Raw genomic sequence first — 16,036 nt, forward strand, 5'->3', positions numbered from 1 at the left:
AGGCAACAATCCGCGGAATCATGGGTGATACGCGTCCAGATTCCGCGCCGAACGCGGAGACCAATATGAAGGGCAGAATATTGGGGTTCACGCCCTCGTCAGGGACCGGCACCATCACCGGCGATGACAATAACCGCTATGGCTTCAGCCAGGCGGAATGGCGCAGCGACAAACCAATCGCCGCAGGCATTGCGGTCGATTTCGAGCTGCGCGGCAGCGAGGCCGTTGGCATCTATCCAGTTGCGGGCGCCGGCATCGACGTTGCCGCGCTGCCGTCCTCTCCTGCGGTGGTAAAGGCCCGGTCGCTTGCCACTGGAACGCTGGCCTTTCCTCTCGCGATCATCCTGCTAGTCGCTTCCCTGATGCCTGCGGTCAACAGCGTAGCGCGCAGTGGGCAAGCTCTGTCGCTGCTGGGGCTCGGTCCGATCGTTTCCGAATTGTCCGAAGAGGCCAAGGCCGGCCGGGAGATAGCGGAAAGCCAGACCAAGGATTTCGACGAGCGCGAGCAGCAGCTTCAAAAGGTGATCGCGGAAACCGGCCCCGGCACGCCGATCGGCATGTTCGGCAGCGGCGGAACAGCGGGCGACGCCCTCAAGGAACTGCAGGACGAGAGAGCCAAGGCCACGGCAACCCGACATGGGCATTGGAGCTCATTCCTGCTGAGCTTCATGTGGCTGGTCTATGCGGTGCCGTTGCTGGCGCTGACGCTGGCCACTTTCAGTTGGAATGGGCGACCGCTGCGCCTCGTATCGCTTGCATCCGGCACATCCTCCGTGATCGCCTTCGGCTTGCTCTGGAATCTGACCGCCCTGGCCGCAGTCGGCGACGATGCAATGCTGACGTTGGGCTTCGGCGCCTGGATCATGTTGCTCGCCGGCATTGCGCTGGTGCTGTCCGGGCTCGGCAAGATTCGAAACCCGCTTGCGACCGCCTGAAGGAGAACACCACCATGCGTCATCGTTCAGCCCTGTTCCTACTGCTTCTAGGCGCGAGCCTCGCGACAGGCGGCTTGGCGCAAACATTGCCCCAACGGCCGCCAAGGTCACCGGGAGACACCGGATTCCCCTCGGGCATGCCGCTCGCGGATCGCAAGCAGATCCTCCAGGTCGCCGGCTTCGACCTCAGTGCCGACCTGCGCAATGCCACGCGCTATTGTGACGACAAGAAGGTGGTCGCAAGGATCGGCATCGGGCGGCGCGGCATCAACCATGACGGCAGGGAGGAATTCTTCGTCCTCAGCCAGAACGACTGCCCCGGCGGCAACGGCAAATTGCATGCCGCCATCGTCTTTTTCGACCCGCAGACCAGGCTCTATCAGAACATGCTGGACCGGGACGGCCAGCCGAGGATCGGCGAGCAAACCGGTACTGCCTGGCCGCCGATCGACGTCACCGATGGCGACAGAGTAACCGGTTTCGCGTTTGTCGCGAGCGACAATCGCTATCTCCCGCGCTCCACCATCCAGTATCGCGCGAACGTCGCGCTGGCCCGCATCCCCGACAAAACTCCGCCCGGCCAATTGCCGACCGCAACCTGGGCCAAACCGTGGGACAGAGGCAATCTGACGCCCGGGCAGATCGCGCAGTTGTTCGTAGCCGCGGGCTTCCGGCGAGGACCCAGGGGCTGGCAGGGTTGCGGACCCGGGCCGGATATCCCCTCTGACGAAGAGATGGGCGGGCCGCCGATCGCGGACCTCAACGGCGACGGCAATCCGGAAGTGATTGTCCATGAGGGCAACTGCGACGGCGGCAACAACAACGGCAGCTCGACCATTCTCTCCCCCATGCCGGGAGGTTGGAAAAAGGTCGCCGCGGATATCCTCGATACGCCCTTTTATCTGACCACCCGCAGTCGTTCAGGATGGCTGGACTTCCACAACGGTGGTCCGGGCTTCTGCCACGATCTCTATCGCAACGAAGGCAAGGGCTATGAGGCGGTCGCGCAATATGCCGAAACTCCCGGCGGGTGCTCCGGGAACTGACCATCACCAGCGCTGACAGCGCTCAATCCGGTTGGCAAAGACGGGGTTAGTCATGGACGAATACCGCGGTGTCCTGAAGCGCATCGGCGCGAAGGAAGGCGACATGATCGTGAACACGCGCGCCAACAGTTCCGTTGGCAATGTCCGCGTGTCCGGTAAGGTCTCGGTGGTCGAGATCGGCGACAAGGTGCTGCGCGACGTGGGCTGCACCCGCGATATCTACGACCTGCTCGACGTCGGTAAGGACGCGATCCTCTACGTCCATTTCAACATTTTCAAGAAGCCGACGATCATCGGCGTGGCCTATCCGCACGACGGCAGGGGCTTCGTGGTGCCGATGATGGCCGTCATCGCGAACACGATCCTGTCGCTGTTCCTTTATCCCATCGTGTCGATCATCCTCGGCCTGATCCTGGCCGGGATCAGCGGCGTGCTGGGCCTCCTCGTCGGGCTCGGCGGCATCGGCTTCACCGTTTACGGCGTCGTCTCCCTCATTAAGGGCTACCTGCAAGCCTCGGCCGCCGTGCGCTCCCTGCGCCCCGCATAGCCCGCAACCCGCGTGCTTCCTCTCCGCCCGGCATCTCGCCCGCCAAGGATCACGAAAGGAATCCGGTCGACATGACACGTCCTCTCCGCGCCGTCGCGCTTTTCGCCGCAACTGCCCTCATCGCGCCCATGACGAAGGGAGCGGTGCCGGGGTCGAATGATCAACTGAAGCTCTTCCCCGAGACCTATGGCCGCTTTGCCCCGAAGGGCAATTGCACCCGCCTGCCGTGGGCCACGGTCAGCGCCGTAGCGATCCGGATCGAGACCGCGGCGGGAGCCGCCAGCTTCACGCATCCAAACGTCGTCACGAATTTTATGGAGCCTCAGGACGAGTCCATCTCCTACCAGCTTCAGTGTCCAGGCGATGGGCTGCAAATCGTGATCAACGGCAAGACGCTTTGGACAGATGGCGGTGATCATCTGGGGGCGGCCGAACGCGCCCTCGATGCCGTGGCCGACCCGAACCACACACCGCTGCAGCGGTGCAAGCGCTCGCGATCCGCGGAATGGCGTCGGGCAAATCGTCCCCGTTTCTGACATGGCCGATCGCACTTGCTCTTCCTGGCGGACACGGCGTCGATCATGTGCTTTGATAACTGAAACTCGAATTGGTTCGCCCTCGAACCGCTAGCGCGGCAGCGCCCGCCCAAAGCGGCAATGTCGGCGGCTCACGCTCGGCACTCTCACTTACGCCCAATTACCGTCATTGTCAGGGTCGGACGTTTGAGCGGCGAAAGCGAGCGTCTTAATTTGGTCGCGCGCAGCCGGCAGCGGAACGCCGCATCGTGGGACATTGCCGCCGGTCGCCGCAATGAGAGGGAGCGTCTTGTTAGGCCAAAACCGGTCATTCGGAACGCCGCGTAAGCCCTAATCCCTATGTCCAGGTCGTCGGACGATCCGAACAACCGGCTTTGGGTATGAAAATGCAGATGGCCACCAACGCGGTTCATTATCAGTTTGGCGCGGAGGGGCTTATTTTGTAGTTCCGTGGCCGGGGGGAACCAAATGGCTGTTGCTCAGATCAAGAAAAGCGCCATCGTCAATGTTGCGATCTTGACCGACGCGATTCTGACAAGGCCGAGCCGGAATATTTCGAATAGGCGGCATCGTGCGTGTCACTCCGAGCGTCGGGAGTAATCTTCAAATGCCGCCACCAGCCGCCGCTACTATAACCGTCCGCGCCACACTCGCCATGCTCGACGGCCCCAAGCGAGAAATTGCTGAGGGCGTCGCCAATGACGAATATGTTTTCTGGCTAGGCTCGGGCATCTCGCGCGAACGCATGCCGGACTTGCGCGATGTCGCGAAGCGCGTCCTGGTAACGCTCCAGGCACGGATTGACCAATCCGATCCCTCCTGCCGATTCAAGCAAGCCCTTGAAGGTGTCGTGACCCTCGCCAACCCGAGCCCTGATGAATGGGGGCGGATTGCATTCGATCAACCAGCTGACGGTTGGCCCGACTATGAGGCGCTGGCTGCTCGCTTAGTCGGCAATTATGCTCGCATGCTGGACGTGCCGGTCGATGGGGAGGAAGCGGACTATCTGCTGTGGGATGTGCTCGACGCCGCCAATGTCTACGCGAACCCAACGATCGAGCCCGATGCCGAGCATCTCTGTCTCGCGGCGCTAGCAATCGAGGGCGTGGCCTCGGAATTGCCAACCGCCAACTGGGACAATCTGATAGAGCGGGCCGTGGAGCGGCTGGCGGGCGCTCAGCCGGTCCTGCGCGTCGTGGTCGCGCCCAACGAGATTCGGTGGAACCGGCTGCGCGCGAACCTCTACAAATTCCATGGCTGCGCCAGGGCGGCGCAAATCGACGCGGCGCAGTTTCGCGGATTGATGGTCGCGCGCCAGAATCAGATCAATGGCTGGAGCGCCCGAAACCCCGTCATGGCGCCGTTTTTGACCGGGCTGATCACACGGCGGCCGACGCTTATGCTGGGCCTATCGGCCCAGGATTCCAATATTCAGAATCTGTTCGCTGAAGCCCAGGCGGCGATGGCCTGGCCATGGCCATCCCACCCGCCCGCCTATGCTTTCTCGGAGAATGCACTGGGCATCGACCAGCGCGGTCTGCTGCAGAATGTCTATCATCTCCATTATGGCCCCGCGAATCGCTCAGCCATGGAGTCCGAAGCGCTCGTTCAGGCCTATGCCAAGCCGCTTCTCCTCGCTCTGCTGCTTTTCGTCGTCACCGCGAAGCTCAAGCGGCTGGTAGAGATCGGTAGCCCAGGTCTTGCTCCGGCCGACCGGGACAAGCTCCATGACGGCCTCGAGCACGCTCGCAATCTCGTCGCCGATGGGCTGAATCCGAACGCCGCCGAGGTCGGCGATCTCATAGTCCAGTGCGGCCGCGCCATGTCTATGCTGCGCGGTGGCCGCCTGCCCGATGCCGCCAGCGGCATCTATGCGCCGGTCACGACCGAGCCGCTCCACCGCATGCCGGCGGATCCTTCCTTGGCCGATAGCGGCGTCTGCCAGTTTGCAGCGGCCGCCGCGTTGATCGGCCTCGGTATCGATCGCGGGCATTGGACGGCAACGCCTGCGGATACGACCGATCCGGCCTCGGGTGCACTTGTCCTGACCGGGCGTAGCGGGCCGGCGAAGGTGTATTTTGCCGCCACCGCGCAGGCCGCAATCCGGCTCGGCACCAACGGGCTCGTCGCCGATAATGACGACGTGGTCATCATCCACAGCCATGAGACTCCGCCGGCAATGCAGCGCTATCCCAGGCGCGCGCCCGGCCGGGTCGGACTGGCGTCTGTTCGGGAGGCGAGCATGGAGGAGCTGTTATCGGCCGGTACCGAGGTCGAAGACCTGCTCGGCCGATTCCGCAGCAAGGTGGCGCTGTGATGGCCGCAGGTCCCACCGAGCGCGTCGCTGACCTGCTTCTCGCAGCGAAATACAAGCGCATGCCACTGCCCCTACAGGTGGCTGGTCTCGATTTCGACGTCGCCGGCGCTTTCGTGGCCGTCGGACATTTTGCGGATCTCGTCGTGATCGGCGACATGGCGGCGCAGGGCGAACGGAAGGTTCTGCAACAGGTGGAGGGCATTGCCCGAGCGCTCGATGTCATGCGCTCGCGGCGACCGCTCACGACCATCGCCGTGGGGCCAAGGCCAGTGGGCAAGACGCTGGAGGCACTAGCGCAGGTGGGACGGATCCTTTCTGTCGAAGAAGCCACCGATCCTGCGGAGCTGCGAGATCAGCTGGCGGTGTTGCTACCGCTCGAGCTTCCCGCCACTTTGTCCGCCGACCGCGATCTCGGCGCAGGCGAGGCACTCGACTTGTCGAACCATCCGCTCGCCATCCAGTTGCTCGAGACGTCGAAGCGCGGCGAGGTGGCTGTCCGCGATGAGTTTCATGAAGCGCTGAGCGCCGTTTTCGCCGAGACCGAGGCCGAAGGGGATGATGACGGGGAGGCAGAGGAATGATCCGGCTGAAATCCCTTTATGTGAAAGACTTCCGCAGTATCGACGGCGAGATCAACGTCTCGCTGGATGCACCGATCGTGCTCATTCACGGACCGAACGGATCGGGCAAGACGAGCCTTCTCTCGGCCATCGAACTGGCACTGACGGGCGGTGTCCCATCGCTGTCCCGGGCCGAGCCCGACTATCTGAGCTTCTTGCCGCACAAGGACCGGCCGTTCGGCGACGTGCGCCTCGAAGTCGGCGGTCCTGATGCGCCGCTGAGAAGCGCGGCGGTCCGCGTGACCACGAACCAGGTCAGCGGCGTACCAATCCTTGGAGCGGAAGAAGCCCGTTTCTTCAGCGAAAGAAGCTATCTCGCCCAGTCCACTCTCGGACGGCTTCTCGAAATCTACCAGCATGCCGACAAGAAGGCCGATTCGCCCCTGACGAGGTTCGTGAAGGAACTGCTTGGCCTCGATCGAATGGAAGCGTTGATCAACGGTTTGCACAGCGCCGGAAATATTTCCCGCTTGAAGGCGCCGGTGCCCGATTATGGAGAGGTTCGCGACGCGATACAGGCCAAGGAAAAGGAGATCGGCGACCTCGAGACGCGCGAGCGTGAAACGGCCGAAAGCATCCGCCGCAAGGAGTCGGGATTTCGGGAATCGCTTGCCGGGATCGATCCTGCGCTCCTCGATCTCGATCACGCGGCTCTCCTCTCGCGTCTGACCGAGGATCCTGAAGAGACAGACTTGGTGGCGCTCGTGCGCGCCCGGCGCGAGCTTGAGGTTTCCGAAGAAAGCTGGCGAGGCGCGATCGTCAGTGATGTCGGCAATCGCAGCGCATTCGAGAACGCCAACAAGACCGCCCGCGACGATCTGGACCGCTGGACGGCCGAGCATGGTCCTGCGATCGACGCGCTGCTCGCGCGCGGCGTCACCTTCTTCGCCGATCTCACGGTCACGGCGGAGGGAAGCTTTGGCGAACGCGCGCGCAGTCTCGCCAGTAGAATCAGCGGGGACCTCGAGCGCGTGCAACGTGTGCTCGGCGCGCATGAACTCGCCCTGCAAGACAGAGACGATCTTGCGCGCCGGCTCCAGGAGTCGCAGGCCAGACTGGCGCGGGTCGACGGCGAGATCAGCTCGGCAGCCGACGCCAATGAAGCCATCGCACAGACGCTATCCAATCTCAGCTCTCATCTCGACGGCGAAATTTGCCCGGTCTGCGACCGAGATTATTCGGAAGTCTCCTCTATGCCGCTTGCGGCTCATCTCGCCGCCAAGATTGCCGCGATGGTCGAGCAGGCGGGCAGGCTTCAGGCGTTGACCCAATCGCGCGCATCGAACCAGGCCGAAGTGACGCGGCTCGATCGCGATTTGCAAGCAGCGGCGAGCCAGCTGATCGACGAAGCGGAACTCACTCAGCTCAAGACGCGCGACGCCGATCTTGATGAATTGCAGCGGCAACTTGCGGACGCTGGTGCCGTCATGGCCGAAGGCGATCGGCTGCGCGCCGAGGCGAACCGCGCGGCCCAAGCGTTGCTGTCGCTTCAGAATGCGGACCAGTCGGCAATCGTGCTGCGCAACAGCCTAGACACACACGCCCGCACGCTGGGCGTCGCCATCGCGGATAGTCTGCCGACCGACGCACTATTGACCCTCTTGCGCGAAACAGCGGAGCAACGCGAGGCGGCCCTTACGGGTCGGCAGGAGGCGCGCAGGAACGCGCTGGAAGCAGCCAATGCTCTTGCAACAATCCGCAAGGAGCATGGCGCGCTGACCGGAAGCATAAGCGCCGCGCGCGATGCGTTGGAGGTCATCAAGCGTCAGAAATCCTCAGCCGACGCGATCATCGAGGTTGGCAAGGATATTGCCCGCAAGACCCGGGAGGCGCGGGGCCGCGTGGTGAGGCGGGTCTTCAACGACGAGCTCAATTCCGTCTGGCGCGACCTGTTCGTTCGTCTTGCGCCCGAGGAGCCCTTCATTCCGGCCTTTGCGATCCCCGAAAGCGCGGGCGCTGACATCGAAGCGGTACTCGAGACCCATCACCGTCGCGGCGGCAAAGGCGGAAATCCGCGCGCGATGCTGAGCGCGGGCAATCTCAACACGGCCGCACTCACGCTCTTCCTCGCGCTGCACCTCTCGGTGAATCCGAAGCTGCCCTGGCTCGTGATTGACGACCCGGTCCAGAGCATGGATGAGGTCCACATTGCTCAGTTCGCGGCGCTCCTGCGCACGCTATCGAAGCAGATGCAGCGGCAGGTCATCATCGCCGTCCATGAGCGATCGCTGTTCGACTATCTCGCTCTGGAACTCAGCCCTGCCTTCGATGGCGACCGGCTCAACCTCATCGAGCTTGGCAGGAGCGCCATCGGGCAGACGACGAGCCGGTGGGATCCGAAGCTCTATGTCGCCGATCGCGCGATCGCGGCATGAGCTGTCTTTGGTCGGCATGAATCTCACCGCCCCGGATCCCGATAGGACGAGGTTGAAGGTGCGTTCTGGACAATTGCCGGAATGACAGATTATCTCGTGACGGCCGCGCCTCCAGCCATAGCAATTAACATGGATGCTGAGACGGCCGGCCGGCTTGCGATTGCTGGCTTCCTTTTGCAGATCCTGCGCAGCATCAAGCTGGGTCTCGACATGAGCCTCTCCTTCATCCCGCTTGGCGAAGGATCGCAGCTGATCTTGCATCTTGAACCTGCGGAAGGCGGTGACGCTCAGGTCGTTGGCGGTCCTCGCGATATCGTCGAGCAGATAAAGATGCGCAAAGATGCCAGGACGTGGGACAGCGGCGAGATCGCCTCCGAGGTCTTTCCCGACCTTCTGAAAGCAGTTTGCCTGGGACAAGAGCAGGAATTCCGCTTCGTCACCAACAATGGCAAGGGCCTCGGCCGCCTACAGGACTATATTGCGGTGCGCGCCCAAGGCTCGGAACGACGGCACAAATGGGGCAATTCGAGCCTTACGCGCGACGCCTTCGAACTACGGCTTGCAAAGTCCGCAGGCCTTGCTTCGGTTACCCCCAAGCTGCGCCATCTGCTCGACCGTTTCCGCATCGAAATCATCGATGTCGATGCCACGCAGGACGATATCGACAAGCGGCTGACCCCGCTCCTGAAGCCGGGCGAGTTCGCAAGCGACAAGCGCCACCAGCTCATCGGCCAGCTGATACAACTTGCCACTGACGGCGCGAAGCTGACGCCACAGGACCTGCTCTCGCTCATCAGCCCGGATGCGCACCGCCGCCTCGCCCATATTCAATCTCTGCCCAAGCTGCTGGCGCGCCATGTCGACGAGGACACGCAGCTCCTCGGCTATGTATCGGAGCAACAGGCCCGTCGGGGATTGCCCAACATCGCGACCAGCTTCGCGATCCTCTCCGGCGAATCTGGCCAGGGCAAGACCTACACGCTGGCCCAACTCGCCTTCGATCAGATCGCGCGCAGCGAGCTCGCCATCGTGATGCGGTCCCCCGCGAAGATCGAGGACGTCGTCGCCTGCATCAGCGAACGGATCTGGGAGCCCGCCTATGGCGTGAAGGGGACGCCCGCGATCGTGGCGAAGAGCCTGAAAGATGCATTCGCACAGGACAATGGCATCTGGCTGACCGTCTATATCGACGACGTTCAGGATCGCGTGTTTGCGGAGCGGCTCGCTCGGCTCAAGTGGCACGAGTACGGGATCCGGGTCATCGTCTCGGCCCAGCCGCGGATCACCAAGGTGTTTGGTGAAATCCGGAAGGACGCGGAGGTCATCGAGATCGGCAATTTCCGTAGCGCCGATCTACATCGCTTCCTCGCACATCACGAACGCGCTGAGGCGCTGGATACGATGCCGGACGATGTGTTCGAGCTTCTCCTGAAGCCCGTTCACGCGAGCATCTTCGTCAAGCTGCCGAAGCGCGAGTCGTGGGCCGGCGTCTCCGAGTACGAGCTCTTCAGCGCCTATTGGGAATATGCCAGCAGCGAAGCACGCGCGCAGGTGGACCATCCCAGCGACAAATATGCGCTGCGGGCGCTCGCCGCCCAGCTGCTGAGCGGTAATAGCAACTATCCATGGCGAATTCCCGACCTTAAGGCCGTCGACCTCAACGACGAGGCGATCCTGAGGCTGGAGCAGGTCGGCCTGCTCCGCCGGCCGACGTCGGACCGCATCCAGTTCGCTACCGACCGGATGCTCAACTGGGCGATCGCCGAAGCGGTCGCCGAGAAGATTCAAGAGGATGGTCTGACCGCGCCCCAGGCCGAGGCGCTCTTTGCCTCGATCGATGGCCTGATGACCAAGAAGAAGGAGCGGATCGGCAACCGCCTGGGCTATGCCTATTTCGATGCGCTCTGGCTGTTGGCCGAGCAATGCGAGCCCCAGTTCGTTGCTGACCTCACCTGGGAGCATGTCGTCCGCCTGCCTCAGGAAGTGCGCTCCGAGGACAAGTGGCGCAGCGGTTTCGGCAGCATTGGGGCGAACATCGTCCCCGCCCTTGAGTTGCTGAGCAAACGCGCGTTCGACGAGGAGCGCGACTGGGATGTTCCGCGCAACATCCCCTTCGCGCTCGCAGCTGTCGCGGAGGCAGACCCGGCGCCCGTGCGGGAGCTGATCGCGCGGCAGGTTGCCTCTGACGAGGAGCGTGAAGTGGTGATGGGCCTCAGGGCTGCCCGCCTGGTTCCCGCTGGAGCAGCGCTGGACGCGATATGGAATGTGCATCTGGCACGGTCGATCACCTTCGAAGCCGCCAAGGGCGACGCCGACGTCGATAACCGATCGCGGGCCTTCCATGCGTATCAGCTGAGCTCGGAGGCGTTTCACAATTCGGTTCGCGCCAACCCTAGCTGGGTCGACGCGAAGCTCGCCACCGAAAGCCAAGCCGTGGCGATCGACCAGCTGCTTTGGGTGCTCAAGGATATCAGATCGATCGACAGCGAGACCGCCGCGGAAATCTGGGTCCGTCATCGCGAGCGGATCGCCACGCTGATGCCGACGCCGAGTCCCGCCCTGATCGCAGCGATCGGCCATTTTCGCGAGACGTCGCTTTTGCCGGCCCTCGATACGGCAGCCGCGGACGACGACGAATGGACTCGCGATCGGGTTCTACGCAGCCTCTCGCGGCTCAACCCTCAGGAAGCCATCCGCCAAATTGCGGAAGGCAGTGACGTCTATGGCTGGCGCGCCGCGAACTGGTGGTTCGACGATCTCCATGCAGCGGACCCGACCGCGCTGGGCGCTGCCATCCGCACGCGGGTCCTGGCTGGGGACAAGCCCGATACCGACGCGGTCTTCTACTATCGCTTCAACCCCGAAGCGATGGACCCGCAGACCCTCGACCTTCTGCTCGACACGCTCGCCGAGAACCTTCGCACCTTCAATGATGATCCCGACGGGCGCGAAGACGGCCCCGGCCATCCCTTGCGGTTCCTGCCGCGCCTGAGCGTGCCCTGGCAGTTCGAGGCGCTGCGAGCCCGCGCCGGAACCGAGCTCGAGACCCAGCTTGTACGCTTCGCCTCGGCGCGGCGCGGACGCATGTCGATGACCCGCGACACCACCGGAAACGAATGCGAGCGCATCCTCGCGATGATCGCCGGGGAGGGTTACGACCAGTTGGTCCTAGCCGAACTCGGCAGGCCAAATATGTTCGGGCGCCAAGACGGCTACATTTCGTCGCTCTGGTCAAGCTCGAGCACCGTCTCGTCCGCGCTACAGCAGGTGCCGCCCGACGCAGGCGCCCAGCCTCACGGCGAAAGCGAGCGCATGGGCGCGCTCGCAGTCCATGGTTGCGACGCGCAGCTCGAAGCGATGGTCCGTGCTGGCGCCGGTGTCTACATAAACGCCTCCGAGATGCGGAGCTCCGCCGGGAGGGACTTGTCCGGGCTGCGCGTACGGATCGCCAAGCTCCTGGCGCTCGGCGATCCGGAATCGCTGGACATCGCTGCCGCACTCACCGGGTTCCTTTTGGATGCTGACGACGCGAAGCCGCTGGTCGCCATTTACCTCGCGCCGGAGACCCCAGTTGCGCTTCGCCGGAGGATCCTCGGTTCGTTCAGGGCATTGCAGTTCTACACGCCCGAAATCCTTCCGCTCACCCGCGCGCTGCTGGAAGGCCAGTTCGATGATGAGGCCCAGTTCGTCGCGACCTATCTCGCCGAGCGGGGCGACAAGGATGCCAAGCAGGCCGTGATCGACTGGCTGTCTGGGCAAGACCTCGGCACCAACTCCGCCTCCCGGCGGGGCTATCTGGACGTCCTGGTGAAGGATCCCGCGGGCAAGACAGCCATCATCCAGTTTCTTCGGCGCTCGCGCGAGAATGGGCATCTGGTCATCGACGGAAGACAGTTGCAGCTACTTGCCGAGGCCGGCGACGCATGGGCACAGGACGAGTTGGTGCGGGCAAGCTACCGATATTCGGGCTTCGACCGCGGTAACACTGTCACCGCCATCGATTATCTGCGCCAGGAGGAGCCCGACGAAGCCTTTTTCGCTGCGCGCCGCCTCCTGCTTCGCCATGATCTCGCCGTTGCGGCCGACCTCATGCTCGAGATCGATCCTAAACGTGCCGGCCAAGAACTGATCGAGCGGTACCGCGGCGCCAAGCCCTCACTCCGCCTGGAGCTTGAGCGGCGGCTGCGCATCCACCTCGGCGGCGAGGGACTGGCGGCCTTGGCCTCCCCGCTAGCTACAGCCTCACGCGCCAAGGACCGGACCATAGCCGCCCGGCTTGCCGCGGTGATTCCTCCCGCTGTCCCGCTGGCATGGCTCGATATGCTTGCCGGGGATATTTCGCCCGGCGTTCAGGAAGCTGCTCGCGATGCCCTCCGGCGGCGCGCGCATGAAGCGTCAGCGATGGAGCATAGGGCACTCCTAATGACATCGCCAAAGCCGCTTCAATGGGCCAGGCTATTGGCGATCATCGAGCTAGTGGATCCATTCTTTCTCTGGTCACGACACGACCCTTCGAGCCTCGGGGACGTCTTTGACGCACTGCCTTACGAGTTCTTCGACGAGGCCGGTCAGGTCCGGAAGCAGCAACTCAAGCAGCGCGAGGACGCAGCCAAGAAGGCCGACAAGGATCACTGAAGAATTGGCGGAAGCTTCGGAAAGATTCCAATTCGACTCCTGCGATCGCGCGGCGGACAGGGTGAATGAGCGGCAAGTTTCGAGGAGGCGCAGACCCAAACGCAACGGCGACAATGAGGGCGCGTAGCAGTTTGGCTGGTCGCTGGAACGAGAGTGGCAGATTCCGGGAGAAACAGCCGTTCAATACCGAATTAGCGAACGACTTGAGGTGGTCGGCTGCTGCCAGGGACGGGAGCAAGGATATGCGCCCGCCTCTGTCCGTTCATGGCTTTGCTGCAACCGGGAGGCGGAATGGCGCGCCCAGCCGATTGAATGCATTCATCGCCGCAATGACGAGCGTAAGGTCGACCAGATCCTTCGGTGCAAAGGCGGCCTCCGCAGCCGCATAGGCGTCGTCGGAGGCGTGGGTGGTGCTGACGTTCGTCACTTCCTCGGCCCATGCGAGCGCGGCGCGATATTGGTTGGGGAACAGGTGCGGCACCTCCGCCCAGACGGGGATCAGCGCAACCTTGTCGACCGGCATGGTCCTGAGCAGGTCGCGGGTGTGCATGTCGATGCAATGGGCGCAGCCGTTGATCTGCGATACCCGTAAGAAGACCAGGTGGATCAGTTCCTCGGGAAGATCTGTCTTCTTCGTCACATAGTGGTGAACCCCGAACAGCGCCTTCGCGCCTTCGGGCGCGACTTCGGACCAGTTTAAACGTGTCATCTCGGTCATGATGCTTTCCTCGTCATGGCGCCGGTCGTCGGCGCTCACCGGCTTGACGAGGTAGGCAGGCGCGCCGTGACATGGCGGAGCGTTTTTTTCGATCCCGCCGTCGCCCATGTCACACCGGCCGCGGTCATCTCGTCATTTAGGCGGACACCTAGCATGGGAGGCATGGACATGAAGATTGTTATCATCGGTGGCACGGGACTGATCGGTCGGCCTCTCGTTGACCTTCTGCAAGCGCAGGGTCATGACGTCGTCACCGCCTCGCCGAGCAAGGGCATCGACGCGCTGACCGGCGCAGGCTTGGCCCAGGCGCTCACGAATGCCTCAGTCGTCGTCGACGTCAGCAATGCGCCCTCGTTCGAGGATGACGCCTGCCTTGCCTTCTTCCGCGGCACTACTGCCAACCTAATGGAAGCGGCGCGCGGCGCTTGTATTCGCCATTTCGTCGCGCTGTCGGTGGTGGGCACGGATCGCCTTCAGGCGTCGGGCTATTTTCGTGCCAAACTGGCTCAGGAGGAGCTGATCGCCGCAAGCGGCGTGCCCTACACGATCGTGCGCGCCACCCAGTTCTTCGAATTCCTGTCCACCATCGCCGATAGCTACACGCAGGACGGAACCGTGTTCCTGCCCGGAATTGCGCTTCAGCCGCTCGCCGCCGGCGACGTGTCGGCATTGCTTGCCGAGATAGCCATAGCCGCTCCGGCCAATGGCATCGTCGAAGTTGCGGGCCCTGAGCGCGCGCCTCTGGCCGAATTTGCGGGCAGCTGGCTTGGCGCATACGACGACCCTCGCGGGATCGTCGTGACCACCGCAAGTGAGTATTTCGGCGCGCCGGCCGACAACCGTACGTTGGTGCCGGGCGCAGGCGCGAGGGTCGCGCTTACGCGCTTCAACCAGTGGCTCGCCGCTCAATCCCGGGAGCGTGCGGCATGAGCCGGCGCTTCCCCCTCGCGCTGGCCGCGGCGCTCGGCATCGGAGCTGCCGTAAATGGTGTCTTCATGCTGATCTCGCCCGCCAACTGGTATTTCGCAGTGCCGGGTGTCACCACCACCGGCCCGTTCAACCAGCATTTCGTGCGAGACATCGGGCTGATTTTCCTGCTGGTCGCTGTAGCGATGCTCACGGGCGTCGTGCGGCCGGCGGCGCGCCTACCGCTCTGGTCCGCCGCCGCGCTTTGGCTGGCGGGCCATGCGCTGTTCCACTTCTGGGAAGTGGCGGTGGGTATCTGCGGCACCGGCGCACTCGCGCGGGATTTTCCTGCGGTGACGCTGCCGGCTATACTTACGACCGCGCTTGCCCTGTGGGCTTGGCGCGATACGGCGCGTGAGAGCCGCCGACCGCACTCGGTGGAGGACGCGCGTGCCGCACAGGGATGAATACCTCGCTGATTTCGAGGCTCAACGACCACGGTTGTTGCGCCTCGGATACCGTATGCTCGGCTCTGTCAGCGAAGCGGAGGATATCGTTCAGGAGGCGTGGCTGCGTTGGTCGGCAAAAGTGGAAAGCGTCGATGCTCCGGCTGCTTATTTGACCCGCATCGTCACCCGCCTCTGCCTCGACCAACTCAAGTCCGCCAGTGCGCGCCGGGAGACCTATATCGGTGCCTGGTTGCCCGAACCGCTAATGGGCACCACCGAGCCCGACGAGACGATCGCCGACGACGTGACACTTACCCTGATGCTGGCGATGGAGCGCCTGTCCCCACTGGAACGAGCCGCCTTCCTCCTCCACGACGTGTTCGGCGTGGCGCTGACGGATATAGCTACGACCTTGGGGCGCGAGCCCGCCACGGTCCGTCAGCTTGCTTCGCGCGCGCGCAAACATGTGCAGGATGCTCGGCCGCGTTTCACGGTGAAAGCGAGCGAGGCTGATCGAATCGCTAGGGCCTTCTTCACCGCTTCGCGGGACGGGGACACGGACACGCTGTCTGCGCTGCTCGCGCGCGACGTCGAGATTTATTCGGATGGCGGCGGCAAGGTGATCGCCTTCCGCAATATCGTGCGCGGAATTGATCGGGCGCTTCGCTTGTTCGCTGGGCTGCGGCGCAAATATACATCGATGCCGACGCTCCTGCGCACCGCGACGATCGACGGGCTGCCCGGTTATGTCAGTATCGATCGAGGCGATGTGCTCCAGACGACCGCGCTCGACGTGCGTGAGGGGCAAATTGCGGCGATCTACATTGTTCGCAATCCTGACAAGCTGCGCCATCTTGCGGCAGCTTTTGACACGAGCAGCCGCTAGCAACCCTGCCCTTAATGTCTTGGACTGGTCGAGTGCGGAAGGTGGCATGTGGGACTTTGCTGCCAT

At 63.3% G+C, this 16,036-nt stretch carries 12 protein-coding genes and 1 pseudogene; 12 read left to right on the forward strand and 1 reads right to left on the reverse strand.

What is annotated here, in order from left to right; all coding sequences use genetic code 11:
* Positions 1–65 precede the first annotated feature (65 nt).
* The 9 genes and pseudogenes from GQY20_RS29800 to GQY20_RS29835 all read left to right on the forward strand — a co-directional run bounded on the left by GQY20_RS29800 (position 66) and on the right by GQY20_RS29835 (position 13,011).
* Positions 66–935 (forward strand): hypothetical protein, encoded by an 870-nt coding sequence (locus GQY20_RS29800; RefSeq protein ID WP_157220815.1) that lies wholly within the window; start codon positions 66–68, stop codon positions 933–935.
* Positions 936–1,072: 137 nt separating this feature from the next.
* Positions 1,073–1,981: a hypothetical protein gene (locus GQY20_RS29805; RefSeq protein WP_157220816.1), complete on the forward strand. Its 909-nt coding sequence runs from the start codon at positions 1,073–1,075 to the stop codon at positions 1,979–1,981.
* Between the two features lie 52 nt (positions 1,982–2,033).
* Entirely contained in the window at positions 2,034–2,528 is a 495-nt protein-coding gene (locus tag GQY20_RS29810) for a hypothetical protein (protein WP_157220817.1), read from the forward strand.
* 71 nt (positions 2,529–2,599) lie between these two features.
* Positions 2,600–3,064: a hypothetical protein gene (locus GQY20_RS29815; RefSeq protein WP_157220818.1), complete on the forward strand. Its 465-nt coding sequence runs from the start codon at positions 2,600–2,602 to the stop codon at positions 3,062–3,064.
* A 607-nt stretch (positions 3,065–3,671) separates the two neighbouring features.
* Positions 3,672–5,381 (forward strand): SIR2 family protein, encoded by a 1,710-nt coding sequence (locus GQY20_RS29820; RefSeq protein WP_157220819.1) that lies wholly within the window; start codon positions 3,672–3,674, stop codon positions 5,379–5,381.
* Positions 5,381–5,962, forward strand: a complete 582-nt coding sequence (locus GQY20_RS29825; protein ID WP_157220820.1) for a hypothetical protein — start codon at positions 5,381–5,383, stop codon at positions 5,960–5,962. Before GQY20_RS29820 ends, GQY20_RS29825 begins: the two co-directional genes overlap by 1 nt.
* A pseudogene (locus tag GQY20_RS33125) lies at positions 5,959–6,192 on the forward strand (AAA family ATPase); the annotation flags it as partial. The gene GQY20_RS29825 and the pseudogene GQY20_RS33125, both read left to right, overlap by 4 nt.
* Positions 6,193–6,423: 231 nt before the next feature.
* Positions 6,424–8,376 (forward strand): coiled-coil domain-containing protein, encoded by a 1,953-nt coding sequence (locus GQY20_RS29830; protein ID WP_232476328.1) that lies wholly within the window; start codon positions 6,424–6,426, stop codon positions 8,374–8,376.
* Positions 8,377–8,457: 81 nt separating this feature from the next.
* Positions 8,458–13,011: a hypothetical protein gene (locus tag GQY20_RS29835; protein WP_198351291.1), complete on the forward strand. Its 4,554-nt coding sequence runs from the start codon at positions 8,458–8,460 to the stop codon at positions 13,009–13,011.
* Between the two features lie 262 nt (positions 13,012–13,273).
* Here the strand turns inward: GQY20_RS29835 and GQY20_RS29840 are convergent, their stop codons facing one another.
* A complete protein-coding gene (locus tag GQY20_RS29840) occupies positions 13,274–13,729 on the reverse strand; it encodes a carboxymuconolactone decarboxylase family protein (protein WP_232476329.1) in 456 nt (151 codons plus the stop codon).
* Between the two features lie 168 nt (positions 13,730–13,897).
* On the opposite strand from GQY20_RS29840, the gene GQY20_RS29845 reads away from it, so the two are divergent.
* The 3 genes from GQY20_RS29845 to GQY20_RS29855 are packed head-to-tail and all read left to right on the forward strand — an operon-like array spanning position 13,898 to position 15,970.
* On the forward strand, positions 13,898–14,659 hold the full coding sequence (locus GQY20_RS29845) for an SDR family oxidoreductase (protein ID WP_157220823.1): 762 nt from the start codon (positions 13,898–13,900) through the stop codon (positions 14,657–14,659).
* A complete protein-coding gene (locus tag GQY20_RS29850; RefSeq protein WP_157220824.1) occupies positions 14,656–15,102 on the forward strand; it encodes a hypothetical protein in 447 nt (148 codons plus the stop codon). The genes GQY20_RS29845 and GQY20_RS29850 overlap by 4 nt, the downstream gene beginning before the upstream one ends.
* Positions 15,086–15,970, forward strand: coding sequence for a sigma-70 family RNA polymerase sigma factor (locus GQY20_RS29855; RefSeq protein WP_157220825.1), 885 nt, complete (start codon positions 15,086–15,088; stop codon positions 15,968–15,970). The genes GQY20_RS29850 and GQY20_RS29855 overlap by 17 nt, the downstream gene beginning before the upstream one ends.
* The last annotated feature ends 66 nt before the right edge of the window (positions 15,971–16,036 follow it).

Origin of the sequence: Flavisphingomonas formosensis, from assembly GCF_009755815.1 — a bacterium.
GTDB classification, from domain to species: domain Bacteria; phylum Pseudomonadota; class Alphaproteobacteria; order Sphingomonadales; family Sphingomonadaceae; genus Flavisphingomonas; species Flavisphingomonas formosensis.

Coding starts and splice junctions, on each gene's coding strand:
- GQY20_RS29800 (WP_157220815.1), top strand. CDS start 66: ATGAAGGGCAGAATATTGGGGTTCACGCCCTCGTCAGGGACCGGCACC.
- GQY20_RS29805 (WP_157220816.1), top strand. CDS start 1,073: ATGCCGCTCGCGGATCGCAAGCAGATCCTCCAGGTCGCCGGCTTCGAC.
- GQY20_RS29810 (WP_157220817.1), top strand. CDS start 2,034: ATGGACGAATACCGCGGTGTCCTGAAGCGCATCGGCGCGAAGGAAGGC.
- GQY20_RS29815 (WP_157220818.1), top strand. CDS start 2,600: ATGACACGTCCTCTCCGCGCCGTCGCGCTTTTCGCCGCAACTGCCCTC.
- GQY20_RS29820 (WP_157220819.1), top strand. CDS start 3,672: ATGCCGCCACCAGCCGCCGCTACTATAACCGTCCGCGCCACACTCGCC.
- GQY20_RS29825 (WP_157220820.1), top strand. CDS start 5,381: ATGGCCGCAGGTCCCACCGAGCGCGTCGCTGACCTGCTTCTCGCAGCG.
- GQY20_RS29830 (WP_232476328.1), top strand. CDS start 6,424: ATGGAAGCGTTGATCAACGGTTTGCACAGCGCCGGAAATATTTCCCGC.
- GQY20_RS29835 (WP_198351291.1), top strand. CDS start 8,458: ATGACAGATTATCTCGTGACGGCCGCGCCTCCAGCCATAGCAATTAAC.
- GQY20_RS29840 (WP_232476329.1), bottom strand. CDS start 13,729: ATGACCGAGATGACACGTTTAAACTGGTCCGAAGTCGCGCCCGAAGGC.
- GQY20_RS29845 (WP_157220823.1), top strand. CDS start 13,898: ATGAAGATTGTTATCATCGGTGGCACGGGACTGATCGGTCGGCCTCTC.
- GQY20_RS29850 (WP_157220824.1), top strand. CDS start 14,656: ATGAGCCGGCGCTTCCCCCTCGCGCTGGCCGCGGCGCTCGGCATCGGA.